26 protein-coding genes are annotated in these 25,979 nt (G+C 69.6%); 13 read left to right on the plus strand and 13 right to left on the minus strand.

Annotated elements, in window-relative coordinates:
* Positions 1–38: 38 nt before the first annotated feature.
* Together EV192_RS42930 and EV192_RS54335 are read right to left on the minus strand one after the other, a co-directional pair.
* Positions 39–1,847, minus strand: coding sequence for a Xaa-Pro dipeptidyl-peptidase (locus EV192_RS42930; protein WP_279495531.1), 1,809 nt, complete (start codon positions 1,845–1,847; stop codon positions 39–41).
* A gap of 30 nt (positions 1,848–1,877) precedes the next feature.
* Entirely contained in the window at positions 1,878–2,039 is a 162-nt protein-coding gene (locus EV192_RS54335) for a hypothetical protein (RefSeq protein ID WP_165960897.1), read from the minus strand.
* Between the two features lie 258 nt (positions 2,040–2,297).
* On the opposite strand from EV192_RS54335, the gene add reads away from it, so the two are divergent.
* The 4 genes from add to EV192_RS42955 all read left to right on the plus strand — a co-directional run bounded on the left by add (position 2,298) and on the right by EV192_RS42955 (position 6,921).
* Positions 2,298–3,311: an adenosine deaminase gene (gene add / locus EV192_RS42940; RefSeq protein WP_132124484.1), complete on the plus strand. Its 1,014-nt coding sequence runs from the start codon at positions 2,298–2,300 to the stop codon at positions 3,309–3,311.
* Positions 3,312–3,440: 129 nt separating this feature from the next.
* A complete protein-coding gene (locus EV192_RS42945; protein ID WP_132124485.1) occupies positions 3,441–4,751 on the plus strand; it encodes a hypothetical protein in 1,311 nt (436 codons plus the stop codon).
* Positions 4,748–5,728, plus strand: coding sequence for a glutamate ABC transporter substrate-binding protein (locus EV192_RS42950; RefSeq protein WP_132124486.1), 981 nt, complete (start codon positions 4,748–4,750; stop codon positions 5,726–5,728). Before EV192_RS42945 ends, EV192_RS42950 begins: the two co-directional genes overlap by 4 nt.
* A 5-nt stretch (positions 5,729–5,733) precedes the next feature.
* A complete protein-coding gene (locus EV192_RS42955) occupies positions 5,734–6,921 on the plus strand; it encodes a hypothetical protein (protein ID WP_132124487.1) in 1,188 nt (395 codons plus the stop codon).
* Here EV192_RS42955 and EV192_RS57550 read toward each other — a convergent pair.
* Complete coding sequence (locus tag EV192_RS57550) at positions 6,918–7,127, minus strand: hypothetical protein (RefSeq protein WP_424923428.1); 210 nt, start codon at positions 7,125–7,127, stop codon at positions 6,918–6,920. The two genes, EV192_RS42955 and EV192_RS57550, sit on opposite strands and share 4 nt — an antisense overlap.
* On the opposite strand from EV192_RS57550, the gene EV192_RS42960 reads away from it, so the two are divergent.
* Genes EV192_RS42960 through EV192_RS42975 form a run of 4 tightly spaced genes read left to right on the plus strand, consistent with a single transcriptional unit; the run spans position 7,099 to position 12,217 of the window.
* Positions 7,099–9,150: a serine/threonine-protein kinase gene (locus EV192_RS42960; protein WP_424923429.1), complete on the plus strand. Its 2,052-nt coding sequence runs from the start codon at positions 7,099–7,101 to the stop codon at positions 9,148–9,150. The two genes, EV192_RS57550 and EV192_RS42960, sit on opposite strands and share 29 nt — an antisense overlap.
* A gap of 17 nt (positions 9,151–9,167) precedes the next feature.
* Positions 9,168–10,154, plus strand: a complete 987-nt coding sequence (locus EV192_RS42965; protein WP_243727427.1) for a PP2C family protein-serine/threonine phosphatase — start codon at positions 9,168–9,170, stop codon at positions 10,152–10,154.
* A 21-nt stretch (positions 10,155–10,175) separates the two neighbouring features.
* Positions 10,176–11,489 (plus strand): vWA domain-containing protein, encoded by a 1,314-nt coding sequence (locus EV192_RS42970; protein WP_132124490.1) that lies wholly within the window; start codon positions 10,176–10,178, stop codon positions 11,487–11,489.
* Complete coding sequence (locus tag EV192_RS42975) at positions 11,489–12,217, plus strand: FHA domain-containing protein (RefSeq protein ID WP_132124491.1); 729 nt, start codon at positions 11,489–11,491, stop codon at positions 12,215–12,217. Before EV192_RS42970 ends, EV192_RS42975 begins: the two co-directional genes overlap by 1 nt.
* 55 nt (positions 12,218–12,272) lie before the next feature.
* Here EV192_RS42975 and EV192_RS42980 read toward each other — a convergent pair whose 3' ends face one another.
* Together EV192_RS42980 and EV192_RS42985 are read right to left on the minus strand one after the other, a co-directional pair.
* On the minus strand, positions 12,273–13,166 hold the full coding sequence (locus EV192_RS42980) for an LLM class flavin-dependent oxidoreductase (protein WP_132124492.1): 894 nt from the start codon (positions 13,164–13,166) through the stop codon (positions 12,273–12,275).
* 18 nt (positions 13,167–13,184) lie between these two features.
* Positions 13,185–13,703, minus strand: coding sequence for a TrmH family RNA methyltransferase (locus EV192_RS42985; RefSeq protein WP_132124493.1), 519 nt, complete (start codon positions 13,701–13,703; stop codon positions 13,185–13,187).
* A gap of 112 nt (positions 13,704–13,815) precedes the next feature.
* On the opposite strand from EV192_RS42985, the gene EV192_RS42990 reads away from it, so the two are divergent.
* Together EV192_RS42990 and EV192_RS42995 are read left to right on the plus strand one after the other, a co-directional pair.
* Positions 13,816–15,372 (plus strand): mucoidy inhibitor MuiA family protein, encoded by a 1,557-nt coding sequence (locus EV192_RS42990; RefSeq protein ID WP_132124494.1) that lies wholly within the window; start codon positions 13,816–13,818, stop codon positions 15,370–15,372.
* Between the two features lie 6 nt (positions 15,373–15,378).
* Positions 15,379–16,164 (plus strand): arylamine N-acetyltransferase family protein, encoded by a 786-nt coding sequence (locus tag EV192_RS42995; protein WP_132124495.1) that lies wholly within the window; start codon positions 15,379–15,381, stop codon positions 16,162–16,164.
* Positions 16,165–16,216: 52 nt separating this feature from the next.
* Here the strand turns inward: EV192_RS42995 and EV192_RS43000 are convergent, their stop codons facing one another.
* The gene (locus tag EV192_RS43000) at positions 16,217–16,648 is read right to left on the minus strand and encodes a CBS domain-containing protein (RefSeq protein ID WP_132124496.1); all 432 of its coding nucleotides are present in this window, start codon (positions 16,646–16,648) and stop codon (positions 16,217–16,219) included.
* A 92-nt stretch (positions 16,649–16,740) separates the two neighbouring features.
* On the minus strand, positions 16,741–17,211 hold the full coding sequence (locus EV192_RS43005; protein WP_132124497.1) for a GNAT family N-acetyltransferase: 471 nt from the start codon (positions 17,209–17,211) through the stop codon (positions 16,741–16,743).
* Between the two features lie 29 nt (positions 17,212–17,240).
* On the opposite strand from EV192_RS43005, the gene EV192_RS43010 reads away from it, so the two are divergent.
* On the plus strand, positions 17,241–18,290 hold the full coding sequence (locus EV192_RS43010) for a DUF2293 domain-containing protein (protein ID WP_132124498.1): 1,050 nt from the start codon (positions 17,241–17,243) through the stop codon (positions 18,288–18,290).
* A gap of 14 nt (positions 18,291–18,304) precedes the next feature.
* Positions 18,305–20,308: a prolyl oligopeptidase family serine peptidase gene (locus EV192_RS43015; RefSeq protein WP_132124499.1), complete on the plus strand. Its 2,004-nt coding sequence runs from the start codon at positions 18,305–18,307 to the stop codon at positions 20,306–20,308.
* On the opposite strand, the gene EV192_RS43020 is transcribed toward EV192_RS43015, so the two are convergent.
* The 5 genes from EV192_RS43020 to EV192_RS43040 all read right to left on the minus strand — a co-directional run bounded on the left by EV192_RS43020 (position 20,301) and on the right by EV192_RS43040 (position 24,452).
* Positions 20,301–21,209: a neutral zinc metallopeptidase gene (locus tag EV192_RS43020; protein WP_132124500.1), complete on the minus strand. Its 909-nt coding sequence runs from the start codon at positions 21,207–21,209 to the stop codon at positions 20,301–20,303. The two genes, EV192_RS43015 and EV192_RS43020, sit on opposite strands and share 8 nt — an antisense overlap.
* A 149-nt stretch (positions 21,210–21,358) precedes the next feature.
* A complete protein-coding gene (locus tag EV192_RS43025; RefSeq protein WP_207926651.1) occupies positions 21,359–21,910 on the minus strand; it encodes a SanA/YdcF family protein in 552 nt (183 codons plus the stop codon).
* A 13-nt stretch (positions 21,911–21,923) separates the two neighbouring features.
* Positions 21,924–22,352: a hypothetical protein gene (locus EV192_RS43030; protein WP_132124501.1), complete on the minus strand. Its 429-nt coding sequence runs from the start codon at positions 22,350–22,352 to the stop codon at positions 21,924–21,926.
* Positions 22,349–23,113, minus strand: coding sequence for an SDR family oxidoreductase (locus tag EV192_RS43035; RefSeq protein ID WP_132124502.1), 765 nt, complete (start codon positions 23,111–23,113; stop codon positions 22,349–22,351). Before EV192_RS43035 ends, EV192_RS43030 begins: the two co-directional genes overlap by 4 nt.
* 67 nt (positions 23,114–23,180) lie before the next feature.
* Positions 23,181–24,452 (minus strand): cytochrome P450, encoded by a 1,272-nt coding sequence (locus EV192_RS43040; protein WP_243727428.1) that lies wholly within the window; start codon positions 24,450–24,452, stop codon positions 23,181–23,183.
* A gap of 56 nt (positions 24,453–24,508) precedes the next feature.
* On the opposite strand from EV192_RS43040, the gene EV192_RS43045 reads away from it, so the two are divergent.
* Positions 24,509–24,754 carry a DUF2630 family protein gene (locus EV192_RS43045; RefSeq protein WP_132124503.1) on the plus strand — a complete coding sequence of 82 codons (246 nt, stop codon included), beginning with the start codon at positions 24,509–24,511 and terminating at the stop codon, positions 24,752–24,754.
* On the opposite strand, the gene EV192_RS54345 is transcribed toward EV192_RS43045, so the two are convergent.
* Positions 24,742–25,917 (minus strand): hypothetical protein, encoded by a 1,176-nt coding sequence (locus EV192_RS54345; protein ID WP_165960909.1) that lies wholly within the window; start codon positions 25,915–25,917, stop codon positions 24,742–24,744. The two genes, EV192_RS43045 and EV192_RS54345, sit on opposite strands and share 13 nt — an antisense overlap.
* Between the last annotated feature and the right edge of the window lie 62 nt (positions 25,918–25,979).

The following is a 25,979-nucleotide window of genomic DNA, read 5'->3' on the forward strand; positions in this document are numbered from 1 at the left end:
TGTGGATCAGCTGAGGACCGCTTAGGGACTACCTGTGGTTACAGCGCGGCCCGCAGCGCGCGCTGGCCACCGAGCACCGGCAGCCGCAGGTCGGTGCGGGTGACGTTCAACGAGATCCCGGCGCCGGGCTTGGGTCGCAGGGTGTAGTCGAAGTCACTCGACAGCAGCACGAACTCGATGGTGTGGCCGGCCGCGAACACGTAGTCCTTGGGCACCATGGGCACCTGGATCGAGTACTCACGGCCGGGGGTGATGGGTGTGGTGAACCACGGGCTGATCCGGTTCGTCGGGTCGGTCCAGCCCCGGGTGACGATCTTGCTGAGGCCGTTCGGGGCCCGGTCGACCAGCAGAGCCGTCACGTTCGCGGCCGGCCGGCTGAACGACACCCGCAGGTCGACCGTTGCCCCGCCGCTCAGTCGCAGCGGCGCCTTCGTCACGCCCGTCGTGTAGGACAGCCGGTTCGGTGACGACGCGGCGTCCGCCAGGGACTCGGCCGTCTTCGACGAGTCGTCGGTCAGCGATTCCACGACCCGGCCGTGCGACGGTGAGACGCCGAGGCTGCCCCGCGCGTTGCCGCCGGCGCCGAGGAACAGCGAGCCGTCGGACGTGCCGGGCACCGGCCACTCGGCCTCGTTGTGCCAGGTCTTGTCCTCACGCTGGATCGTCAGGTGCGGCTCGTTCTCCACGCCGTTCTGGACCTTGTAGAGGAACCGGGTGAACCAGCGGTTCAGCGCGACCAGCCACTCGTCGTGGCGGATCGAGAACGGGTCCGCGTGGCCGAACTGGTGCAGCCACAGCTGGTGCGGCACGCCTTGGCGCTTGACCCCCTCGTACCACTGGGCGAAGTGAGTGTCCTTCACGTTCCAGTCGTTCAGGCCGTGCACCTCGAGCACCGCGGCGCGGACGTTGCCCACGTCCTTGAGATAGTTGCGCTCGTTCCAGAACGCGCTGTAGTCGCCGGTCACCCGGTCCTGGCGCTTCGCCAGGTCGGCGATGACCGGCTTGCAGATCTCCCGGTCCGCGCGGGTGTAGACGAACTCCGCCAGGATGTCCAGGTCCTCGCCCTGGAACGTGCCCGGCGCGACCACGGCACCGTCCGCGCGGTAGTAGTCGTACCAGCTGGAGATCGCCGCGATCGGCACGATCGCGTCCAGGCCCTCCACGCCGGTGGAGGCGACGGCGTTGGGCAGCGTTCCGTTGTAGGACACGCCCATCATGCCGACCTTGCCAGTGGCCCACCTGGCCCGCACGGGCGCGCCGGCCGCGTCCTGGCCCTTGGCGCGGCCGTTCAGCCAGTCCACAACGGACTTCGCGCCGATGGTCTCGTTGCGGCCGCCGGACGTCGGGCAGCCGGTGGACTCGCCGGTGCCGAGCGATTCCCCGTACACCACGGCGAAGCCGCGGGCCACGAAGTACGACTCGTACCGCCACGTGATCGGCGCGGCGGCGTCGTTGGGGCCGACCGCCGCCGCGACCCGCGGGTCGTCGGTGTGGTGGCCGTGATGGCCGCGGCCGGGGACGTTCAGCTCCACGTCCACGTCGTGGTTCTGCACGTCGTTGAGCGGGGCGTAGTAGGGGCTCGCCTGGTACACGACAGGCACGCGCAGGCCCTGCTCGGTGGCCCGCGGCCGGACGACCTCGACGTGCACGAGGTCGGGTTTGCCGTCCCGGTCGCTGTCCACCGGCGCGGTCACCCACAGGTTGTCGCGCACGATGTCGGTGGGGTCGAACACCGGCTGGGCTTGGCCGTCCTTGAACACCGGGCCCTGCACGGCGGCGAAGGACATAACGGACGTAAGTGGTAGGGCAAGGACAACCGCGGCCAGCACGGTCACAACGCGCCGCACGGGAACCCCCAATGCACTTGAGAAGCCAGGTCAGCCCGAACCTTCGCGGGCGACGGAGTCCGATGTCAAGGCGCCGGAAGTCGGATCCTTCCCCGGTGCCGCCCTGAGTGCCAACGCGAGCGCGCCGAGGACGTACGGTACCGCCGCGATCAGTCCACGTTGGACGATCGTGAACGCGGTGGAGATCGGCATCGCGACCATGCACCACGCGACCAGCCGGGCCCGCAGCGCGGCCGAGCAGGAAACGCGGAATCACTGTTCTGGCGGGCGCCGAACCTGTGCGGTGCCGGATTGCTGGGCACTTCCCATTTCAGATATCCGACGAAGAACACGCCGAACGCGGTCGCGGTCAGGGCGAGTTCCTGGGTATTCCGCCAGGGCATTCCAGTACGCCCGCCGCGTCCGTCAAGTCCTGAGAGGACACCCGCCCGGTCTGGTTACATGGCCACCATGCGTGAGTTCATCGAAGCTCTGCCCAAGGTCGAGCTGCACGTGCACCTGGTCGGCTCGGCGTCCGTCCCGACGGTCCTCGAACTGGCCCGCCGGCACCCGGACCGCGGTGTGCCCACCGACGAACAGGCGTTGCGTGACTTCTACGAGTTCACCGACTTCGCCCATTTCATCAAGGTCTACGCCGCGGTGAACAGCCTGGTCTCCTCAGGCGAGGACGTGACCGCGCTGCTGGTCGGCCTGGCCCGCGACCAAGCGGCCAACAACGTGAAGTACGCCGAGGTCACGGTGACCGCCACGTCGCACCTGGACGTCGGGATCGAGCCGGACGAGCTGGCCGAGGCGCTGGTCGACGCGCGGCGGATCGCCTTGGCGGACCACGGTGTGCGGTTCGGCTGGGTGTTCGACATCAACGGGTACCTCGGCCGGGACGACGCTCCGCGAACCATGGACTGGGTGCTGCGGCACGCCCCGGAGGGCACGGTGGGGCTCGGCTTGGGCGGGCCGGAGATCGGTGTGCCGCGGGAATGGTTCGCCGAGCAGTTCACGCGGGCCCGGGACGCCGGCCTGCGCTGCCTGCCGCACGCCGGCGAGACGACCGGTCCCGAATCGGTGTGGGCCGCGGTGAACGACCTGCACGCCGAACGCGTCGGCCATGGCACCACCGCGGCCGAAGATCCGAGACTGGTAGCCCATCTGGCGGAACACGGCATTCCGGTGGAGGTATGTCCCACGTCGAATATCCGGACAAGGGCAGTTGACACATTGGCCCGGCATCCGCTGCCTAGACTGGTCGAGGCGGGTGTACCGGTCACACTCGCGACCGACGATCCGGGAATGTTCCACACCACGCTCAACCAGGAGTATCTGATCGCTCACGAAGTGTTCGGATTCGATGCGGAAAAGCTCGTCCAACTGGCCGAAAACGGAGTGCGCGCGGCGTACGCCCCGGCCGATGTGAAAAAGTCCCTCATGGACGACATCAAGAATGCCCAAAACTCCGATTACGCGTGAGCACCGGTGTTGCTGCGATCCGGGCTCAGCGGTTACCGACAGCGAGCTAGTGTGGGGATCATCACCGGCGACGGGGAGTCAAGGCGGGACTGAGGGGTGGGACTGCGGCATGTCAGCGGGTGACCAGGGATGACGATCACCAGTCAACGAGAGACCACGAACGGGTCGTTACGCCAGGTCACGTCCCTGGCCAGGACCACCCCCGGCGTGTTGGGCGTGCTGGCCCTGCTGGTGGTCGTGGTGGGCCTCGCGGCCGGCGTCTTCAGCGCGGTGAGCGTCCAGCGCCGGGCGCAGGCGCTGGACGATCTGGCCGCGCGCAGCGGGCCGTTGAGCGTGGCCGCGCAGGAGATCTACCGCTCGCTGTCGGACGCCGACGCGACCGCGGCGGGCGCGTTCCTGGCCGGCGGGCTGGAACCCAGCCCGGTGCGCAAGCGGTACGAGAACGACATCGCCCAGGCGAGCAACGCCTTGGCGATCGCCGTCGCCGCGCGCGAGCCCGGGGACGTGACCGCGCGGGGTAGCTCGCTGGCGACGCTGTCCCAGCAGCTTCCGGTGTACACCGGCCTGGTCGAGACCGCGCGGGCCAACAACCGGCAGGGCCTCCCCCTGGGCATCGCGTACCAGCGTGAGGCGTCGTCGCTGATGAGCACCCAGCTGCTGCCCGCGGCGAAGAACCTCTACAAGGAGGAGGTCACGCAGGTGGCCGCCGACCAGGACCGGGCCGGCTCGTTCCCGATCCTGGAGATCTTCGTCGGGCTGGTGCTGCTGGCCGTGCTGATCGTCGCCCAGGCGTACGTCCGGCGGCGCACCAACCGGGTGTTCAACATCGGGCTGCTGTCCGGAACCGCCGCGGCTGTCATCTCGTTGCTATGGGTGGTCATCGCGACGTTTGGTGTGATCGGGGACGTGGACGACAGCAGGATTCAGGGATCGGCGCAGGTCGACGTGCTCGCCCAGGCCCGGATCGCGACGCTGCAGGGCCGGGCCGACGAGACGCTGACCCTGGTGGCCCGCGGCACCGGCCAGACGTACGAGGACGACTACGCCAAGACGCAGAAGCCGCAACTGAGCGCGCTGCTGGACAGCGCCCGGTCGAGAGCCACCGACCAGGCGGTGCGGGACGCGGTCGACAAGGCGCGGACGAGTGCCTCGGCCTGGTTCGCCACCCATGACAAGCTCCACCTCGCCGACCAGAACGGCGACTACACCACCGCGGTCAACCTGGCCATCGGCCCGACGGACAGCGCCGCCACCGAGTTCGACGACGTGGACAAGGCGCTCAACACCGCGATCGACCGCACCCGCTCGGCGTTCAACGACGAGATCAGCGCCGCGAGCGGCGCGCTCGGTGGGACAGTGGTGGGGGTGGCCCTGTTGGCCGTCATCGTGGCGGTCGCGTCGACCGTGGGTATCTGGCAGCGCCTGAAGGAGTACCGATGAACAGGCGGCTACTGGCAGCCGGGCTGGGCTTGGCCGCGGCGTTGGTCGCGGGGTGTTCGACCAGCTCGGGCGGCACGACGATCCCGACCGTGTCCGCGGCCGTTCCGAAACCGGGCGCGGCGCAGGACGCGGCCGCGGTGCCGCCGCCGGGCCAGCAGAACTGCGGCAACCTGCTCGCCAGCAAGTCGCCGCTGAGCCCGTTGCCGAAGCCGGGGGCGATGCCGGCCGGCATGGCCAAGATCGTGGCGCGCGGGAAGCTGATCGTCGGCGTCGACCAGAACACGTTCAACGTGGGTTTCCGGGACCCGTTCACCGGGGAGATCCAGGGTTTCGACATCGACATGGCCAAGGCCATCGCGCAGGCCATCTTCGGTGACCCGAACGCGATCCAGCTCCGCGCGGTCACGTCCGATCAGCGCATCCCGTTCCTCAAGAGCGGCGACGTGGACATCGTGGTGCGGACCATGAGCATCACCTGTGACCGCAAGAACGACGTGGACTTCTCGGCCGTCTACTACCAGGCCACGCAACGGGTGCTGGTGAAGAAGAACTCCGGCATCACCGGCGCGGAACAGTTGGGCGGCAAGCGGGTGTGCGCCAACAAGGGGTCGACGTCGTTGAGCAAGATCGCGAACCAGTGGGATCCCAAGCCGGTCCCGGTGCAGGTGTCGGACTGGACCGACTGCCTGGTGATGCTGCAGCAGAACGAGGTGGACGCGGTGTCCACCGACGACGTGATCCTGGCCGGGATGGCCGCGCAGGACCGGTACACCGAGATGGTCGGCCCGTCGCTGGGCGCGGAACCGTACGGCATGGCGGTCGCCAAGACCCCGGACAAGGATTTCCTCCGGTTCGTCAACGGCGTGATCGAGCAGGTCCGCGGCAGCGGTCGCTGGACGAGCTCCTACCAGAAGTGGCTGGGTGGGTTGATCCCGGGTGCGACACCGGTGCCGCCTGTGCCGCAGTACGAAAGTTGACCGTCATGTTGAGCCAGGACGGGGCCGAACGTGCCCTGGAACGGCTCAGTGCGGAGAGCGACCAGATGGCGGACGCGCTGGTGGCGATGGACTCGCACGCCGGCCACCAGCTGCTGCGGCACGCCACGCTGACCGGCGTGACCAAGGTGCGCTGGGCGGAGGCGAGCGCGGCCATGGCCGTGCTGTGGGAGCAGTTCAACGTGCACCACAGGCTCCTGGAGCAGGCCAAGGAGATCCTGGCCCGCCGGTCCCGGCCGGGGCAGACGGAGCTGCGCGAGCTGACCGGGTTGCTGACCGGCATGGTCGTCGAGCTGAACGCCAAGCAGGTGCCGATCGAGCAGCGCAGCCTGACCGGCCCGGCGATCGTCAGCGAGCGGGTGACCCTGGCCCAGCTGGTGGACCGGATGAAGGTGCTGTACGCGTCGGTCACCGAGGTGCTGGCCGCGGCGGACACCGCGTGGTCGGCCACGGTCGACCGGCTCGACCCACTGGAAACGGAACTACGATCGGTGACCGCGCTGGCCACCTCGCTCGGCGTGACCGACCCGGAACTGACCCGGATCGACGGCGAGCTGTCCGAGATCCGCCGGCTGGCGCTGTCCGACCCGATGTCCATGGGCAGCGTCCAGTCCCCGGACGGGGTGGCGGGCGAACTGGTCGACGCGCGGGCCCGGCTGGCGCGGCTGGCGTCCGCGAAGGACACGTTCGACGAACGCCAGGCCCGGATCGTGGCGTTGTTCGCGGAGATCGTCGCGGCACAGCAGGAGACGCAGGTGGCGTACGCGACCGTGCTGGAGAAGATCGCGTCCCCGGCGCTGCCCAGGCTGACCGACTCGCTGCCGGTGCTGCGCGCCCGCCAGCGCGAGCTGCCGGAGCTGTGGCGGTCCGGGCAGTGGCGGGAACTGGCCGCTGGCCTGGACGGCCTGGAGCGGGACGCCAGCACCGCGCTGGCCGAGGCCCGCACCCAGCTGCGGCTGGTCACCGGGCTGCTGGACCGCAGGCTGGAGCTGCGCGGCCGGCTGGACGCGTACCGCGCCAAAGCCAACCGGCTCGGCCACGCCGAGGACCGGGAACTGTCCGAACTGCACCGCGCGGCCCACACCGTGCTCTACACCAGGCCATGTGACCTGGCCGCGGCGACGCGGGCGGTCAACCGCTATCAGCAGGCACTGCACGACAAGAGGGGCGCTTAGATGGACAAATGTCCCCGTACCGGGTGTGGCGGGAAGATCGAGGACGGTTTCTGTGACGTCTGCGGTCTGGAGCCGCCCGCACCGCTGAGCAGTTCGACGGCCCCGCCGTCCATGTCGTCGCGCACGTCCAGCCGGCCGACGGCGGTCACGTCGTGGACCACGCCGACGACAAGCGCCGTGACGTCCCGGTCGCGCCGCGGTTCCACCCGGTCGACCAACCGCGGCCTGCTGGGGCGCGGCATCGTGGACATCGCGCCGGTGCCGAAACGCGACCCGCGCGAGGCCGTGCTCACCAACCCGGAAGTGCCGGAGAACAAGCGGTTCTGCAGCAAGTGCGGGACCAAGGTCGGCCGCGGCCGGGAGGGCCGGCCGGGCCGGGTCGAGGGGTTCTGCGCCAAGTGCGGGCACCATTTCGACTTCACCCCGAAACTCCAGCCCGGCCAGCTGGTCGGCCAGTACGAGGTGCTCGGGTGCATCGCGCACGGCGGTCTCGGCTGGATCTACCTGGCGCTGGACCACGCGGTCGCCGACCGCTGGGTGGTGCTGAAGGGCCTGCTGGACACCGGGGACGCCGACGCGATGGCCGCGGCCGTGGCCGAACGCCGGTTCCTGGCGCAGGTCGAGCACCCGACCATCGTGAAGATCTTCAACTTCGTCGAGCACGCGCACGACGGCATCACGACCGGGTACATCGTGATGGAGTACGTCGGCGGCACGTCCATCAAGGACATGATCAAGGAGGTCCGGCAGAAGTCCGGCGACCAGACCGCGTGCCTGCCGCTGACCCAGGCGATCGCGTACACCCTGGAAGTCCTGCCGGCCATGGGGTACCTGCACGGCATCGGCCTGGTGTACTGCGACTTCAAGCCGGACAACGTGATCCAGGTCGAGGAGCAGCTCAAGCTGATCGACCTCGGCGCGGTCCGCCATGTGTCCGATGAGGACAGTGCGATCTACGGGACCACCGGCTACCAGGCCCCGGAGATCGGCAAGGAACTGCCCAGCCCGGTGTCCGACGTGTACACCGTCGGCCGCGCGCTCGCGGTGATGTCGTTCCCGTTCGACTTCCACAACACGTACAAGACCTCGCTGCCCGGTCCGGCCGAACAGGCGCTGCTGGCCGAGTTCGAGTCGTACCACCGGCTGCTGACGCGGGCCACGCACAGCGACCCGGCCCAGCGGTTCGGCTCCGCCGAGGAGATGCGCGACCAGCTGGAAGGGGTGTTCCGCGAGGTCGCCGCGGCCGAGGACGGTCAGCCCCGGCCGGGTGTGTCGGTCGAGTTCACGCCGGAACGCCGCAGCTTCGGCATCCCGACCACCTCGGTGCCGAGCACGCCCACCCTCGCGGTGGTCGCCCAGTCGCTGCCGATCCCGCGGGTGGACGCCGCCGACCCGGGTGCCGCGTTCCTGGCCGGCGTGCACGCGACCGACCCGAAGGAGCTGGTGGCCGAGCTCAAGGCGACCAAGCTGGCCAGCGTGGAGATCAAGCTCCGGCTGGCGCGGGCCTACATCGAACTGGGCGACCACGCGAACGCCGCGAAGACGTTGAACTCCACCAAGACCGAGCACGGCGACTGGCGTGTGGCGTGGCACCGCGGCCTGGCGTCGCTGGCGGAGAACAAGCCCGGCAACGCGCGGATGGCGTTCGAGAGCGTGTACGACGCGCTGCCGGGCGAGGCCGCGCCGAAGCTGGGGATCGCGGTGTGCGCGGAGGCGTCCGGCGACTTGGCCGACGCCGACAAGTACTACCGGATGGTCTGGCGGACCGATCGGACGTACATCAGTGCGGCGTTCGGGCTCGCGCGGGCTCTGTTGGGCAAGGGCGGCCGGATGGAGGCCGTGGACGTGCTCAACTCCGTGCCGGACACGTCCAGCCATCACCTCGCCGCGCAACTGGCCGCGGTTCGGGCCAGGACCGGAATCCCCAGGTCGGCGGGTCTTTCCGCGGAGGATCTGGTGCTCGCCGGCAGCCAGCTGGCCGGTCTGGAACTGGACGACGCGCGGCGCGCGGTCGCGTCCCGTGAGCTGCTGGAGTCGGCGTTCGCGTGGGTGCGTGGCGGGCCGAACGGGTCGCCTGGCACGGTGTTGGGTTGTCGGCTGGTGGAGGACGATCTGCGGCGTGGTCTGGAAGGGTGGTATCGGGCGCTCGCGCGACAGGCGGGAACCCGGCGGGAGCGGATCGCGTTGGTTGACCAAGCCAACCGGGTCCGCCCCAGGACATGGATCTAGCGGAAACGAGCACAGTGTTGAAATGCCCTGACTGCGGTGAGCCAGCCGAGGCGACCGACCGCTACTGCGAGAACTGCGGCGGCAGCTTGCAGCTGCGCAGAACACCCACCGGCGGCCCGATCGGGCGCGTCGAGGCGGACGCCTGCGTCGCCTGCGGCAGCACGCAGCTGGGCGCGGACGGGTTCTGTGAGCAGTGCGGGCGCGCGCAGCCGACGGGACGCGACCGGATGGAGTACGACCTCGAACTGGTCGCCGGGGTGAGCGACCGGGGCAGACAGCGGGCGCGAAACGAGGACTCGATGGCGTTCGGCGTGGTCGGCCCGCCGGACGCGCCGACCGCGGTGGTGGCGATCGTGTGCGACGGGGTCGGTTCGACCGAACGCGCCGACTCGGCCTCGCAGGCCGCCGTGGACGCCTCCTTCGAGTCCATTGTGGACGAACTGCTGGCCGGGAAGAGCGCCCAGGAGGCGATCGAGAGCGGCGCCGCGGCGGCGTACACCGCCGTGGGCGAGCTGGCCCTGCCGAACTCGGTGGCGACCGCGCCGTCCTGCACGTTCGTCTGCGGAGTGGTGACCGCCGAGGAGGTCATCGTCGGCTGGATCGGCGACAGCAGGGCGTACTGGGTGTCGGACTCCGAGCCAGGTGCGGGGACCCCGACGGCCCGGCTCACCACCGACGACACCCTGGTGGCGCAGCTGATCGCGGCCGGCATGCCGGCCGAGGACGCGGCCAAACACCTCAACGCGCACGCGCTCGCGCGCTGGGTCGGCGCGGACGCCGAACCGGGTCCGCCGCACATCTTCCCGTTACGCCCCGAAGGTCCCGGGCGACTTGTCGTGTGCAGTGACGGGCTGTGGAACTACCTGTCCGAGGCGGACGAGTTAGCGGCCAAGACGTCCGACGCGCCGCCGTTGAAACTCGCCGCCGAACTGACGAGCGTCGCACTCGAACTCGGCGGCCACGACAACATCACCACCGTCGTCGTGCCGTTCCCGTTCGCGTAGATCTGTTTGTGGGGAGCAACAATGTCCGGGTATCCAGACTTCCAGGTCGAGGTCTACCAGAACGAGTACCTGCCGCAGGGCGCGGCCGAGGTCAACGCGATCGTCACCGTGACGTCCACCGGCAGCGGCTCGTCGGGCGCCTCGGTCGCGACCACCGGCCAGCCCGCCGCCGAGGTGATCATCATCGACACCTCGGGGTCGATGCACCATCCGCCGACGAAGCTGGCCGAGGCGAAACGGGCGACCGCCGCGGCCATCGACACGTTGCGCGACGGCACGCTGTTCGCCGTGGTCGCCGGGACGGACATCGCGGAACTGGTGTACCCGCCGAAGCTGGGCATGCGCGCGGCGAGCTCGATCACCCGCGAGGAGGCCAAGCGCGCGGTGAACGCGCTGCGCGCGGACGGCGGCACCGCGATGGGCGAGTGGCTGCTGTTGGCCAAGGAGCTGTTCGCGACCCAGGCGGGTCAACTGCGGCACGCGATCCTGTTGACCGACGGACAGAACGTGCACGAGCGGCCGAAGAAGCTGGAACGCATCCTCTCGAACGTCAACGGGCTGTTCGTGTGCGACTGCCGTGGCGTCGGAACCGACTGGGAGGTCAAGGAACTCCGGCGGATCTCGGACACGATGCTCGGCACCGTGGACATCGTGGCGGACCCGGGCGGCCTTGAGGCGGACTTCCGGGCGATGATGTCCACCGCGATGGACAAGGAGGTCGCGGACGTCGCGTTGCGACTGTGGACACCGCAGGGCGCGACCCTGAAGTTCGTCAAGCAGGTCGAGCCGAACCTGAGCGACCTGACCGACCGGCGGGTGGACTCGGCACCGCGCAGCGGCGACTACCCGACCGGGGCGTGGGGTTCGGAAAGCCGGGACTACCACGTGTGCATCCAGGTCGCGCCGGCCGCGGTCGGCGACAAGATGCTCGCCGCCCGGGTCAGCCTGGTCGCGTCCGGCAGCGGTGACGTCCTGGGCAAGGGCCAGGTGGTCGCGGTGTGGACGGACGACACGGCGCTGTCCACCAAGATCAACCCTGAGGTCGCGCACTACACCGGCCAGGCCGAGTTGGCGTCCGCGATCGAGGAGGGCCTGGAGGCCCAGCGCGCCGGCAACATCGAGACCGCGACCGCCAAGCTCGGCCGCGCGGTGGCGCTGGCGCACGAGTCCGGGCACGAGGACACCGCCAAACTGCTGGCCAAGGTGGTGGACGTGGTGGATCCGGTGCACGGCACGGTCCGGCTCAAGCGCAACGTCGACGTGGTCGACTCGATGACCCTGGAGAGCCGGTCCCAGGTGACCAAACGGGTCGGCAAGAAGTCCGGTGAGAGCTGATGCCCACCTGCGCCCAAGGCCACGACTCGGCGGACGACGAGTTCTGTGACGTCTGCGGCCTGGCCTTCGACAAACCCACCCCAGCGCCGGCCACGGTGGCCATCCCGGAACAGACCGGTGCCCGCACGTGCCCAGCGTGCGGCGCGCCCTTGGCCGACCGCTTCTGCGAGGACTGCGGCGCGGACTCCCTCGCCCCTCCCCCACCGAAGCCGGTTGCCGTCACCGAGCCCATCGTCGTCGCCGAGCCCGCCGCGGAGCCCGTCGCCGTGTCCGAGCCCAGCCCGGACGTCGCCGAGCAGCCCGCCACCCCCGCGGTCAGGACCCAGGCCTGGTCGGTGGTGGTGTCCGCGGACCGGAAGTACTACGAGAGCGTGAAGTCGGACGGCGGTCCGGACGCGGACACCATCGTCTTCCCGCCCTACTGCCCGGACAGGCACTTCCCGCTGCGCGGCGACCAGGTCAGCATCGGCCGCCGCAGCGTCACCCGCGGCATCCTGCCGGACATCGACCTGACCGGCCCGCCGGAGGACCCGGGGGTGTCCCGCCTGCACGCCCTGCTGGTGTCCCACGCGGACGGCGGCTGGGCCATCGTGGACATCAACTCCGCGAACGGGACCACCCTCAACTACCGCAAGGACCCCCTGCGACCCAACACCCCGCGCCCGTTGGCCGACGGCGACCGAGTCCACGTCGGCGCCTGGACCACGATCACCATCCAGGCGGACTAGGCAGTCCTGGCGGTGCCACCCCGACACGGTGGAGGTGGCACCGCCAGGTGCCCGTTCAGATGTTCGGAATCACTTCCGCGGCAAGGCGTTCCATCTGTTCGTGCTCGTTCCGGAGTGGGCTCAGCAGGACCAGTTCCGCGCCCGCGGCCACGACCGCGCGCACCCCCCGAACGCAGTCCTCGGGCGTGCCGGTGACCGCGATCGGCAGCAGCTTGCCCTGCGAGCCGAGCAGCCCGTACTGGTCGTCCAAACTGTCGGACATGGTCTGGCGGGCCCGGTCCGGGTCGTCGTCCACCGTGACGTAGACCCGCTTGGCGATCGGGAACTCGCGGCCGCGCAGTTCCTCCCGCAGGACCTTCACCTGGGCGGCGAAGTCCTCGGTGGTGGACAACCCGGCGCCGAAGAAGCCATCCGCGTACTGGACGGCGCGACGCACCGCGTTGGGGTGGCCGCCGCCGAACCAGATCGGCGGGTACGGCTTCTGCACCGGCTTGGGTTCCATCTGGGTGCCGTGCACCTGCCAGAACCGGCCGTCGAAGTCGATCTTCGGCGCGGTCCAGCATTCCTTCATCAGCCGGACGCCCTCGGTGAACCGGCTGACCAGCCCGTCCGGCGAAACACCGAACGCGGACAGCATCCGGGTGCGGCCGCCGACGCCGAAACCGACCTCCACCCGGCCTTGGCTGAGCTGGTCCACGGTGCTGATGCTCTTCGCCAGGTGCGCGGGACTGTGCAGGCTGCTGACGAACACCGAGCATCCGAGCCGCAGCCGTGTGGTGTACGCGGCCGCGTACGTCATGACCTCCAAGGGGCTCAGGTGTGGTTTCGAACCGAGGACCTGTTCTTGGGTCCACGCGCTGTCGAACCCCAGTTCCTCGGCGCGGGTCACGTAGTTTCGGAAAGCTTCCGGAGCGAGTCCGGCCTGTGGTAGCGAGATCCCAAAACGCATGTCCCGACCGTATCCCGGTCACACCAGTCCGGCGAGCTTGTACGCGACGAGCGACCCGGCCACCGCCACGTTCAGGCTCATCCCGGTGCCCACCATCGGGATCTCCACGGCGACGTCCAGCAGCGAGGTGGCCTCGGCCGGGATGCCCTCCCGTTCGTGGCCGAGCACCACGACCGTCCGGCAACGCGCCACGGGCAGGTCCGCCAGGCGAACGGACTCGTCGGTCAGTTCCACGCCCACGATTCGGCTTCGCGCCGAACGCTGTTGGGCCAGCCAGCGCACCGGATCACCGACCCAGTGCACACACGACCGTTGGCGTAACGTGTTTCCCGTCCGCAACGCCTGCGGCACCCATGGCAGTCGCGGCACGGCCAGGCACGCGCCGACAGCGTCGCAGGTGCGCAACAGCGTTCCCAGGTTGACGCCGTACATCGGCCACAGTGGCGCGACCACAAGGTGATCCCAGCACGAGTGCGCGCGACGACGGCGCTGACGACGGATCTCGGTGCTTGTCCGCACCCACATCGGGCCGCTCATCCGCGCTTCGCGGGCGGCACCTCGCAAACCTTGTTCATGGTAGGACGTCTTTTCGGCACGTCGGACCTTCGGCGAGTCATGACGAGGGCCAGTATGCCTGTAATCTCGCGGCGTGACCAGCACTGAAGCGCAGATCGTCGCGGTGACCGTGTATCCCGGGCAGGCGCGGGTGACCCGCCGCACGTCGGTGGCACTTGAGAAGGGCCAGCGGCAGGTGACCGTGGGTGGCCTGCCCGTTGGGCTGCAACGGGATTCGGTGCGGGTCAACGGCCGTGGCCCGGCGACCGTGCTGGGGGTGGACGTCACCATGGAGCGGCACGCGCAGACGCCGGACCAGCGGGTCGGTGAGCTGGAGGACCGGTTGCGGGAGTTGGAGAACGCGCTGCTCGAACTGGCCGACACGGTCGCCGTGGCGGACGACCGGGTGAAGCTGCTGTCCGCGGTGAGCCGGCGCGCGGGCGGCACGTTCGCCAAGGGCCTCGCGGAGCGCACGGTGGAGCCGGACCGGATCGCCGAGGTGTCCGCCGCGCTGGGCGTGCAACTGGCGGAAGCGCTTGGCCGCAAACGGGAACTGGCCGACCAACGGATCCGGGCGACCGAGGAACGCGACCTGGTCCAGCGCACCCTCGGCACCTACCGCACCCAGCAGGCCCCCGACCGGCAGGCGGTCGTCGTGGACATGGACGTGCGCGAGGCCGCCACTGTCGAGATCGAACTGTCCTATGTGGTCGACCAGGCGCTGTGGAGCTCGACGTACGACATCCGGCTGACCGGCGAGTCGCTGTCGTTGACGTGGCACGCCGAGATCACCCAGAGCACCGGCGAGGACTGGCCCGAGTGCGAGTTGGCGCTGTCCACCGCCCGCCCCGCCGGCACCGCGACGATTCCGGAACTGAGCCCGTGGTTCCTGGACCGGCACCAGCCGCAGGCCGTGCGGGCACGGTTCGCGATGGACGCCGCCGAGGCCGGCGGCGGATACGGCGCCGCCGCGCCCGCCCCGATGGCCGCCGCCGCCATGGTGTCGTTCGCCGTCCCGGAGGTGGAACACGGCGCCGCGGCCACCACGTACCGACCTGCCCGCCAGGTCGCCGTGCCGTCCGACGGGACCGCCCATCGGACCACGGTCGCCGTGATCGACCTCGGTGCCGCCCTGGACCACATCGCGGCGCCGGTCCTCGGCCCGGAGGCGTATCTGCGGGCCACCGCCGTGAACACGTCCGAACACACCTTGCGGCCGGGCCGGGCGTCGGTGTTCCACGAGTCGGAATTCGTCGGCACGACGCACCTGGAGGTGTGGTCGCCGGGCGAGGAGGTCGAACTGAACCTCGGCGTCGACGACCGGATCCGGGTCGAACGCGAACTCGTCCGCCGCACCGCCGCCAAGGCCGTGCTCGGCAGCACCCGCCGGCGGGAGGCGGCGTACCGGATCAAGGTCGGCAACTACGGCCGGCGCGCCACCACGGTCACCGTTCTCGACCAGGTCCCGGTGTCGCGGGACGACGGGATCACGGTCAAGGACGTCACCTGCAAGCCGGATCCGGCCGAACGCACCGACCTGGGCGAGCTCACCTGGAAGCTGCCCATGGACGCGGGCCGGACCGCGGAGATCAACGTAGGCTTTCGGGTGGACGTCGCACGTGGTGTGGACATGACCGGCTGGCGGGAGTAGACGCAAGTGACCGACTGGGGAATCGAACAGCTCGACCTGGACGCCTATCTGGCCAGGATCGGTGTTGAAGAACCGACGCTGAAGGACATGCACGCGGGACACCTGCGGTCGATCCCGTTCGAGAACATCACCGTGACGCTGGGCGAGACCCCGGCACTGGACCTGCCGAGCCTGCAGGCGAAGATGGTCGACCGCCGGCGTGGCGGCTACTGCTACGAGCACAACTCGCTGTACGCGGCCGCGTTGGAGCGGGTGGGGGTCCCGGTGACCCGGCTGCTGGCGCGCAGCCTGGTCAACTCGACGGCCATGCGGCCGCGCACGCACATGGTCCTGCTGGCCACAGTGGACGGTGAGCGGTACCTGACCGACGTGGGCTGGGGCGGCAGCAACATCCTCGAACCCGTTCCGCTGCGGGAGACCGAGACCCGGCACGGAGTGTGGACGCACCGCCTGACCCGCGACGAAGACGTCTGGATCCTGCAGGACAAGACCGCCGACGGGTGGCAGAGCCTGTACCAGTTCGCGATCGAACGGACGTACCCGGCGGACCTGGAGATGGCCAACCATTACACGTCGACCTGGCCGAGGTCGGCGTTCCGGAACGGCGTGGTGGCCCAACGGTCCGAAGCTGAGCAGCGCCGGATGCTGCGCGGCGACGAACTGACCGTGGTCGGCCCGGAAGGTGTCCGCGAACAGCGAACCCTGACCAGGGGTGAAGTCCTGGACACGCTGACGAAGGACTTCGGCATCGAGCTGAACCACGACGAGACGACCCGCCTGCCCCTCCCCTGACTCCGCCCTGCCCCACCTCTGTGCGGACCGAGGTGGGGCAGGCGGACGGGGGTCAGCCCTGGGTGATGTAGGCCTCGAGCTGCTGCTGGTCCTCTTCCAGTTTCTTGATCCGGCTCTTCACCACGTCGCCGATGCTGACGATGCCGATCAGGCGGCCGTCGCCCACCACGGGCACGTGCCGGATCCGGCGCTCGGTCATCAGGACCGTCAGGCTGTCCACGGAGTCGTCCCGGTCGCACGTGAAGACCTCGGTCGTCATGATGTCCGCGACCGACCGGTCGAGCAGCGTCGCGCCCTGGTCGTTGAGCCGGCGGACCACGTCCCGCTCGGACACGATTCCGGCCACGGTGCCGTCCGCCGCCAGTACGACCATGGCGCCGATGTTGTGCTCGGCCAGCGCGGCGAGCAGTTCGGTCACTGTCGTCCCTGGTTCGACCGTCGCCACCGTTGAGCCTTTGGTGCGCAGCACGTCCGAGATCCGCATGGGGCGCCTCCATCTATAACCGCCGGTGTGACCTTGCTTACAGCAGGTTAGGCGCTTCGCCGTGATCAGCAAAAGATCAGCGGTCCTGTCCGTTATGTTCCAGTTCGGTACAGGACCACGCGTGGCCCGAGTTCGGCCAGGTCACGCTCGGCCGCGACCAGCGCCGCGAGGTCCGGTCCGGGATCCGCCAGTTCGACGAAACCGAGCCGGGCGTACCAGGGTCCGTTCCACGGCACGTCCCGGAACGTCGTGAGCGTGACCCCGGCGCTGCCGGCCCGGCCGATCACCGCCGCCATCAGCGCGGATCCGATGCCCGTTCGGACGTGCGCCGGGTGAACGGCGATCTGGTGCAGGTGCAGCCTGGTGTCCAGCCGGTCGGCGTACGCGAAGGCGACCGGCGGGTCGCCGACCACCAGCACCTTGCCGGGATCGGACACCTCGTCGATCACGGATCCGGGCTGGAACACGATCCCCAGCGGCTCGAACAGCGTGTCCGCGGCCCGTTCGATCTCCCCCAGCTGAGGTAACTCGGTGACCGCGGGCGGACGGACCACTGGAACCATGTCCGGGCACGCTACCGGAAGGAGGCCTGATGGGGTTCGAGCCACGGACCAAGCTGGAGCGCCGGGTCTGCGTCGCCGCGGAGCGGTTGCTGGCGGAGACCGCCGTCGTCACGCCGGTCGCGGTCCTGGCGCGGATGGGGTGGCTGCCCCGGCTGATCGACTGGGAGCGCTCCCAGGTCGCCTGCCTGGAGGACACCGCCGCGGTCGACCCGGGAAGACTCGCCGAAGCGCGCGGGATCCTCCGGGCCTGGGCCGAAGACAGGGGCCTGGCCGAGGGCGAGAGCACGTACGTCAGCCAGAACCGCGACCGCCGGCCACTCCGGTTCACCGCCGAAGGCGCTGAGGAGACTGAGCGGGCGTACCGCACCCACTGGATCGCGTCGGACGTCTCGGACAAGAAACGCGAGCGGCTGACCCAGAAGCAGAACACCGCGCCGGACCTGGTCGTGGTGGAGCCGACCACGGACTGGACGTGCGTGAGCTGCGGCGGCACCGGACCGTACCTGATCATGGACAGCGCCGGCGCGAACTGCCTGACGTGCGCGGACATGGACCATCTGGTGCTCCTCCCGGCCGGCGACGCCACGCTCACCCGGCGGGCGAAGAAGGCCAGCGGCCTGTCCGCCGTGGTGGTGCGGTTCAACAAGTCCCGCAAACGCTACGAACGCCAAGGCCTGCTGGTCGAGGAACCGGCCCTGGCGGCGGCCGAGGAGTCCTGCCTGGCGGACGAGGAAGTCCGGCTGCGCCAGCGGGAGCGCGACCGGGAACGCCGGGCGCACCAGGACGTCGAACTGCAGGGACGGATGGCGGAGCTGATCGGCAGGCTGTTCCCGCGCTGCCCACCGGATCGGGCGGCGGCCATCGCCCGGCACACCGGGCAGCGCGGCAGCGGCCGGGTCGGCCGGTCGGCCGCCGGCCGCGCCCTGGACGAAGAGGCGCTCACCCGGGCCGTGATCGCGTCCATCCGGCACGAGGACACCGAGTACGACGAGCTGCTGATGTCCGGCGTCGATCGCGAAGCGGCCAGGGACCGGATCCGGACCAAGATCGACACTGTGCTGGAGCACTGGCGCGGATAGGCGACACTGGAGGTATGACTGTTGACCCGTACCTCTGGTTGGAGGAGGTGACCGGGGACGACGCCATGGCGTGGGTCCGTGAACGCAACGCGACAACGGTCGCCGAATTGACCGGAAACGTCCGTTTTGAGCAGATGCGTGACGAGATCCGCGCGGTGTTCGACGCGGATGACCGCATCCCGTACGTCCGTCGACGGGGCGAGTACCTGTACAACTACTGGCAGGACTCGACGAACCCGCGCGGGCTGTGGCGGCGCACCACGCTGGAGCGGTACCGGCAGGCCGATCCGGAGTGGCAGGTGATTCTCGACCTGGACGCGCTGGCCGAGCGCGAGGGCGAGAACTGGGTGTGGGACGGCGCGACCGTGCTGCGTCCGGAGTACCGCAAGGCGTTGGTCAGCCTCTCGCGCGGTGGCGCGGACGCGACGGTGATCCGTGAGTTCGACATCGAGACGCGCGAGTTCGTGACGGGCGGGTACGAACTGCCGGAGGCCAAGTGCTGGCTGCGGTGGATCGACGCCGACCTGGTGTACGTGGGAACGGACTTCGGCCCAGGATCGTTGACCGCTTCGGGGTATCCGCGCATCGTCAAGGAGTGGCGGCGCGGCACGCCGCTGGACGAGGCGACCACGGTGTTCGAGGGCAAGCCGGAGGACGTGTCGGTCAGCGCCGTGCACGACCGGACACCGGGCTTCGAGCGGAGTTTCGTCACCCGCAACATCGAGTTCTACCGGGCCGAACGGTTTTTCCGGACGCCGGCCGAACTGGTCCGGATCGACGTGCCGGAGGACGCCGAGACCGACGTCGAGCGCGAGTGGCTGCTGATCGAACTGCGCACCCCGTGGACCGTCGGCGGCACGACGTACCCGGCCGGTGCCCTGCTGGCCGCGCGGTTCGACGACTTCATCGCCGGCGAACGGGACCTGACCGTCCTGTTCACGCCGGACGCGCATTCCTCACTGGGCAGCCATTCGTGGACCCGGGACCACCTGATCCTGGACATCCTGCGGGACGTCCAGACTCACCTGGAGGTGCTCACCCAGGCGACCGGCTGGACCCGGGCGCCGCTGCCCGGTGTGCCGGCCGGCCAGCTGTCCGGGATCATCGGCACCAACCCGGACGTGGACAACGAGTACCTGCTGAACTCCAGCGGCTACACCGAACCGGCGACCTTGCGCCGCGGCGTGTTCACCGACGAGCCGGAAATCCTCAAGCAGGCCCCCGGGTTCTTCGACACCGACGGGATCGAGGTCCGTCAACTGTTCGCCACGTCCAAGGACGGCACCAGGATCCCGTACTTCGTGGTCGGCAGCGGGGAGCCACGGGACCGCCCGACGCTGCTGTCCGGGTACGGCGGCTTCGAGATCTCCCTGACGCCGAGCTACCTGGGGCATGTCGGCCGCGGGTGGCTGGCGCGCGGCGGCACGTACGTGGTGGCGAACCTACGGGGCGGCGGCGAGTACGGCCCGGAGTGGCACTCCCAGGCGGTCAAGGCGAACCGGCACCTGGTTTACGAGGATTTCGCCGCGGTCGCGGCTGACCTGGTGGCGGGCGGCATCACCACCCCGGCCCGGCTGGGGATCCAGGGCGGCAGCAACGGCGGCCTGCTGATGGGCGTGATGTTGACCCGCTATCCGGAGTTGTTCGGCGCGATCGTGAGCCAGGTGCCGTTGCTGGACATGCGGCGCTACCACGAGTTGCTGGCCGGCGCGTCCTGGATGGCCGAGTACGGCGACCCGCGTGAACCGGAGGAGTGGGCGTACATCGAGCCGTTCTCGCCGTACCACAACGTCCAAGCGGGACAGCAGGTGCCGCCGACGCTGTTCGTGACGTCCACAAGGGACGACCGGGTGCACCCGGCGCATGCCCGCAAGATGGTCGCCCGCATGCTGGAACAGGGCCACGACGTGCGGTACTACGAGAACATCGAGGGCGGTCACGGCGCCGCCGCGGACAACGAGCAGCTCGCGTTCAAGTGGGCGCTGGTGTTCGAGTTCCTGTGGCGGACGCTCAGCTGACGTCGCCGGCCGGCGCCAGCCACGTGTTGCAGGCGGACGTGTTGTTGTTCTTCACGCCGGCGTTGCCCCACTGGATCTGGTGCTTCACGGTGCCGTGCGTCTTGTCCGTGACCGAACTGCGGAAGGAGGTGCCGGCCGCGGTGCCGAGGGTCTTGCTGATCGAGCCGCGGCCGGTGACCGTGCTGATGAACATGCCGGAGAAGCAGTCCGCCTGCAGCTCCATCCGGCGGGTCAACTCCAGGTACTCGGGCGAGTCCTCGGCCATGCCGCGCATCTTCTGCCCGAGGCCCTGGTTGATGCCGCTGAGCAGCTGCACGTGATGGCCGTACTCGTGGGCCAGGACCATGATGTGGCTGCCCTGGTTGGAACCCATCGAGTCGATCACGCGGCCGCGGGGCATGAAGATCGTCTCGTCGCGGGGGCAGTAGAACGCGACCGCGATCTCCGACGACGGCGTGCCGCACGTGCTGGTGGGGTTGTCGTCCACGACCAGCGTCGGTGACTCGAACGGCGCGTGGGCCTGTGCGAGCACGGGTTTCCAGGCGCTGTCCAGACAGTCGATCATGGCCTGGTAGTACGCCTTCAGCTGGTCGGCGGACTTGCCGAAGCCGGGCAGCCGGCACGTGGTCGCCGGTAACGACATGCCGGGGGTGAGCAGCTGGTTGGTCTCCAGCGCGGGCTTGGCCGTCGGCGCGGCACTGGACTGCGGGGGGACGGCCGCGTTCGGCTTGGTGTCCTTGGCCGTTTCGGGGGCGGCCAGCGGGATGCCGGCCACGGTCCGGGTGCCCTGGCTGGGCAGCGAGATCAACAGCAGGACGAGCAGTAACGCGCCGATCACCCCGAGCAGGGCCAGTGGCGAATTACGCGACTGAGCCCGATACGCGTCCCCCGGGTCGTCCATTCATCCCCCTCACGCTCAACAGCGCCATCATCGCATGGGTGGTTGATGGAGGGACTCGTCCGGTGGGGACGACACGGCCGGCGCGGGGGTGAACACCGCGTTGCGGACAGCCCCGACCGTGGCCAGCCATTCCCTCGCCCGGTTCTTGATCAGGCTGAAGTCGCTGCAGCCGCAGGTCGCGGCCACGCCGTCGGCGTCCATCCGAGGGTCCGGCAGAGCGTCACGGCCCGTGGCAGGTGGTAGGACTGCGTCACGAGCAGGGCCCGGCTGACCCCGTACACCCGCATGGCCCGCGCGCATGTGTCGTACGTGTCCACGCCGTGCGGGTCGACGACGATCTTGGCCGGGTCGACACCCTTGCCGACCAGGTACGCGCTCATCGCCCTGGTCTCGTTGCCGGAGCTGCCGTTCTCGTCCCCGGACACCAGGACCGCCGCCGCCTTGCCCTGCTTGACCAGGTCGGCGGTCACGTCGAGGCGCCCGGCGAGGAACGGCAGCGGCTGGTCGGCCTGGATTTTCGCGCCGAACACGATCACCACGGGCGCGTTCGGCGCGTCGGCGACGTCATACCTGTGCCCACCCGACGCGATGTACGCCCACGCGACGCTCCCGCCGATAACCACCGCGAGCACCGCGACGGCGACCACCGCGATCCGGCGGACGCGCCGGGGCCAGCGGCGTGGTTTCTCTTCCTCCCCCACGGAAACTATGCAATCACACCTTGACCTCGGTCCGCCGGAGTTGACCGGCCATCATGATCACGATCAGGGGGATCAGCACGGTCAGCACCAGGCTCGTGGTCTGCCCGATCGCCGCGGACCGCGAGAAGTGCTCCAGGTGGATGATGTGGAACACGGTGTGCGGCACGGCGAACGCCAGCGTGGCGACCATGCTCGTCCGTACCCACAACGGTGTCAGCTTGACCGCGGCGACGACGAGCACGACGACCAGCGCGAGGTTCATGCCGCCGTAGTCCCGCACGAGGTGCTCGTTGTACGGCGGGAACAACGCGACCCATCCGCTGTTCGCGCCCGGGATCGGTCCGTCCTCGAAGAACGACGTCGGCCCGAACTGTGCCCAGAACCCGATGATCCCCTGGGTCACCGCCAGCAGAATGACGAGGCCGCGCGTCCACGCCCTCATGACTTTCCCCGGTAGGAAACGGTTCGCTCCGGGTGTTCGAGGAGGTATTCGGCGAACGTGATCCGGCCGTCGGCGTGCCGCGGGGTGTGGTGGTGGCCCGCCCGGAAGGCGCGGAAGGCCTTGCCCGGCAGCCGGAACGGCACGATCAGCCGACGCCGTCCGGTGGCCTTCAGGAACATCCTCGCCATTTCCTTGGACGAGAGCACCTGCGGCCCGCCCATGTCCGGCACCCGCCCGGCCGGCCCCTCAAGGGCGAGCGCGGTGAGCCGCTCGGCCACCTCGGACACGTCGAGCGGCTGGAACCCGAAGGCGGGCACCAGCATGAGGTGGATTTTCGCGGTGGCCGCGAACACCACCCGGATCAGGTCGTGGAACTGGGTGGTGCGCAGGATCGTGTACGGCACACCCGACCGCACGATGACCTGCTCGGCGTCGAGCTTGGTCCGGTAGTACTTGAACGGGACCTTGTCGACGCCGACGATCGAGATGTACAGCAGGTGCGGCACCTTCACCTCGGCGGCCGCCGCGACGAGCTTGCGGTCCAGTTCCACGTCCCCGAACGCGGCCGCGCAGTGCACGATCACGTCCGCGCCGCTGACCGCCGCCGTCAGCCCCTCGCCCGTCTTCCAGTCCACCGTGGACAGCCCGGCGCCGCTGCGCCTGCTGGCCACCCGCACGTCATGTCCCGCGTCGCGCAGGATGCCCACCACGAGCGAGCCGAGCTTGCCGGTACCGCCGGTCACCAGAATCGTCTTCGTCATGCCCTCTTGACGAGACAACCTTGGGAATCGTGACAGTCTCCTCCGCCCCCGCCTTGCGACCTGAACCTCAGGTGCCGAGGGTCACCGGGAGCGACTCGACGCCGTAGACGATGGACACCTTCCGGAACACCAGTTCCTCCGGCGCCTTCGCCAGCCGCATTTCGGGGAACCGCCGAACCAGCGCCGGGTAGGCGGCCCGCAGCTCCATCCGCGCCAGTTCGGCGCCGATGCACCTGTGCACCCCGTAGCCGAAGGCCAGGTGGGAGGTGGGCGCCCGGGTAGCGTCCACCCACTCCAGGTCCGGGCCGAGCGCGGGATCCCGGTTGGCGCCGCTCAGCGACACCACGACCATGTCACCCTTGGTCATCTTGACCCCGGCGACCTCCACGTCGTCCCGGGCGAACCGGGGGAAGGCGACCTGGACCACGGTCAGGTACCGGAGGATCTCCTCGACGAAGCCGCTCGCGGCCGAGTCGTCGTCGTGGATCCGCTTGAACGTCTCCTGGTCCCGCAGCAGCACCAGGGCGCCGAGCGCGAGCATGCTGGCGGTGGTCTCGAACCCGCCGGTGAGCACGCCGTCGGCGAGACCGGCCAACTCCTGGTCCCCCACCTCGTCGCCGTGCTCCTTGATGATCATGCCAAGGAGCCCGTCACCTGGGTTTTCGCGTTGCTTCCGAACGACGTCGAGCAGGTACTCCAGGGAGTCCGAGATGGCACCGAGGGACGCGCCCGCGCCACCGAAGAGGTCGAACCGGGAGACGGCGAGATGTTGGAAGGCCTCCCGGTCCTCGTAGGGCACGCCGAGCAGTTCGCAGATCACCAGGGACGGGATCGGCAGCGCGAACTCCTGGACCAGGTCGACCGGGCCGGCCGCGGCGGCCATCGCGGCCAGCCGCTGCTCGATGATCTCCTTGATCCCGGGCGTGAGGCGGCTCAGCCGGCGCATGGTGAACTCGGGGGTCAGCAGTTTGCGCAGGCGGCTGTGCACGGGCGGGTCGGCGAAGCCGAGCCCGCCGGGGTTCTCCTGGTCGGTCATGCCGGCGCCGGTCAGGTTGGCGAAGTCGTTGCTGAACGACTTGGTGTCGCTGAGCACGGCCTTGGCCTCTTCGTAGCCGCTGACCAGCCAGAGGTTGATGCCGAACGGGATCGACAGCTTGCTCACCGGCGCCTGCGCCCGGGTGGCGCCCAGTTCCGGAATCGGATCAAGGCCGTCGCGCCGCAGTGGCATCAACGCGGGCTCCGGGACCGGCATTTTCGCCAGGTCGAAGCCCTTTTTCTGGGCGCGCGCGAAATACCACCGAGCGATCCACGACCTGACGCGCGAGCGGAGATTCCCCACGCCACGAGGCTAAGCCAACCGTCCTGAGAGGCGCGACGGGGGTTACGGTCACTCTCATGACCGAACGCGACATCCTGGACCAGATCCGAACCCTGGTCGACCGGGAGCACGAACTGCGGACCCACAACGTGGCCGGTGAGATCGACTCGGCCGAGGAGCAGACCCAGCTGCGGTCCCTGGAAGAGGCCCTGGACCAGTGCTGGGACCTGCTGCGGCAGCGGCGGGCCCGACGCGGCGCCGGCGAGAACCCGGAGGACGCGCAGGCCCGGCCGGCGCAGCAGGTCGAGGGCTACCTCCAGTAGGCGCGCAGCCAGTACGCACGGTCAACGGCAGCGCATGTGGTGACAACGACCACACCGAACGCGGCGGCCGCGGCGAGCAGCCGGAACTCCGGGTAGCCGCCAGCGGTCCGGTACGCCAGGAAAGCCGCGGCCACCCCGGCCACGGCCGAACCCACCAGTTGCGCGGCCCACACCCGCCGGGCCGCGACCTGGGCCAGCGCGCCGGCCGGCTCGTCCGCGAACACCGCCCGCCGGGTTTCGCGTCCGGCCCGAATAACGGCCGCCGCGGTGACGACCACGCCAGCGACGACGGCGAGCCGAGGCGCACCGAAGATCATTCCGTAGCGGATCGCGAGCGCGGGCACTGAGAAGTACGCCAGGAACCATCCGACGGTCCGCGTCAGCATGTCGATCCCCGGCCCCACAGCCGTGCCCGATGTCGCAGCCGCGCCTGTGCGCCGTGCCGCGAGCCGGGTTCCTATGAGCACGGCCGCCGCGAGCGCCGCGAGCGGCAGCATTTCGTGCACGTGCCCAAGGTTGTAAAGCAGTGCGGTGTCGTACACCGACAACACGAGAACACCGACGGCGCCGACGGAAAGCAGGAACAGCGCTAGGTCCGTCGTGCTCGTCACGCGTTTTTCCGGCGGTGGTCCGGTGAGTTTCGGCACCACCAGGCCGACGACGATTCCGGACCCGATCCGGATCGCGATGTCGTCCCAGGTGTACGGATTCTTCAAGGAGTACTCGATCAGGCAGAACGTCGCCGTGTAGAACACGACGGTCGGCAACACCAGTCCGGCCGCCCGCCGGTACAGCTCCGGCCCGTACCACCGGCACACCGTGAGAACGGCGAACACCACGAACGGCAGTTCGAGAAATGCCTGAACGCGCAGCACGCTCAGGGAAAGCGCGTCCGGGGCCGGGAAGTTGTCGGCCAGCCAGCGCAGCACCGGGTCGTGGCCGGCCACCGCGAACCAGCCACTCGGCAGGTACTTCGCGATGAATCCCGGATCGCCGTCGTGCACGCGCAGCACGTAGACCGTGAACAGCACCTGGTTGACGTAGACCGCGGCGGTCACCCCGAGCAGCCAGATCCCCGGATGTCCCCAGCCCTCGCGCACCCGGACCCGTGGCCGGCCGACCAGGCCGACCACGGTCGACAGCACGATGATCGCCTCCAACACGCCGTCATTCTGCCGACCTCACCGTCTCGGACGGGTGCACTTTCGGGCGTCGTTGCGCGCAC

It is taken from the genome of Actinocrispum wychmicini (genome assembly GCF_004345645.1).
In the GTDB taxonomy this organism is placed as follows: Bacteria; Actinomycetota; Actinomycetes; order Mycobacteriales; family Pseudonocardiaceae; genus Kibdelosporangium; species Kibdelosporangium wychmicini.